This window comes from Moorena sp. SIO3I6, assembly GCF_010672095.1.
Genome location: NZ_JAAHHU010001061.1, coordinates 1 through 1731, shown reverse-complemented (window position 1 = coordinate 1731; position 1731 = coordinate 1). Strand labels below are relative to the sequence as shown.

The 1731-nt window shown below is 45.4% G+C and carries 1 protein-coding gene and 1 pseudogene; both read left to right on the top strand.

What is annotated here, in order from left to right:
* Positions 1–444 precede the first annotated feature (444 nt).
* A complete protein-coding gene (locus F6K49_RS46100) occupies positions 445–615 on the top strand; it encodes a hypothetical protein (RefSeq protein WP_293109085.1) in 171 nt (56 codons plus the stop codon).
* Between the two features lie 60 nt (positions 616–675).
* A pseudogene (locus F6K49_RS46095) lies at positions 676–1731 on the top strand (hypothetical protein); the annotation flags it as partial.

Below are 1731 nucleotides of genomic sequence, written 5' to 3'. Positions count from 1 at the left end.
TTGGGATACCTAAATTGATCAAAGGGAATCGGGAATCGGGAATCGGGAATCGGGAATCGGGAATCGGGAATCGGGAATCGGGAATCGGGAATCGGGAATCGGGAATCGGGAATCGGGAATCGGGAATCGGGAATCGGGATGCGCTGCATCAAGACAGGGAATCAACGTCAAGGAAAGTGTGGGGGCTCACAGGGGTAGGTTTTTTACATTTGGGTAAAACATGGGACGACCCAGAGGGAGAGGAAAAGAAAAACAACGAACAAGCGATGCAGCTTGTCTGTACCCCCACACCCCACACCCCACGCCCCACACCCCACACCTGACGTCTTTGTAAAAAACATACCCTTGAAAGAAGTGTGGGGGGCGGGGATTGTGGGAATTGTGGGAAGATAAGAAGAGATAAAAGAAGATAAGAGAAGATAATAGCTCACAGAGTTCATTTTTTTGTTTTATTACCGCGATTTTGCTATATATCCTGACTTCCGACTCCCGACTCCTAACTCCCAACTCCCTACTGCCGACTCCCGACTCCCAACTCCCGACTCCCGACTGCCGACTGCCGACTGCCGACTCCCGACTGCCGACTCCCGACTCCCGATTCCCGACGACACCTAAATGTAACGTTTTGTTAAAAAAACTTGATTTCAAGACTGACAGGCTGTCATACACACTTTTGTGAATTATTCTTTCGCTAATGAATTTTCTATGAACCATTTATACCTGTTCCTACGCAGGGTACTGATTGTGTTCTTAGTGAGCACGTTTATTTCTGTCAGTACCTTTACAGGGGAAGCTGTCGCTGAAGGAGATCCTGTACTACCTTTTATCAATGTATGTACACTTAAGCGTTCAGACCCAATCGGAGATGGTCAGCCAACTTTTCACAATCCGGAATTTGCCGATGCGGATCTTGGTCCAGTTACTTTACGTGCAACTCAAGCAGGTTTCACGTTGGAGGGAGATCAAAAACAAAAAACTTACCAAGGCTACCTCTACGGGGCTGAAGCTAAGATTAGGGTAGGTGAAGCAGGAAGCTATGATTATCAAGATAAAGTTTTGCAACCAACCTATACGCCGCCTGTGATAGAGGTATCTCCTAGTAAAGAGATCACAGAGGGAGAGGTAGTGGATAACTCCTTAAACGTAAAGCTGATCAATGACTTACCCGTAAATGTTCAATTGGCAGGGAAATTACCACAAACAAAAGAAAATTTAGAGAGTGTATCTCAATACACCAACCTTCATTATCATGGCTTCAACGTGTCACCTTTACTGGGTGCTGATGATGTTTTGGTGGATGTTCCCTCTAATGTGACACCAGTTCCTATAGGAAGCAAGCCGTATCAAGTGATACCAGTCCCCCCAGTTGGTGATACAACACCTGATGGTGGTTATTATCCGGGTGACGATCCAGCCCATCCTAAATATGGTGGTTCGATAGCTGATTACGAAATGAAATTCCTGATTCCAGATGTCCATCAGTCTGGACTATTTTGGTATCATTCCCACGCCCACTCAATGAGCGATAATCAGGTTCGGGGTGGTCTGTCAGGTGGCATTATCATTAAGGGGAATGAGGAATATTACAAACAATTTATCGAACCTAAAGCACCCGAAATACTTACTCCTCCTGGTGCTGTTAACAAAAGGGTGGTTACAGTACCGAGATTTTCAGCAAACAGTCTTACACCACCAATAAAACAACAAGTGATGTTGTTTAAGGACTTTAAT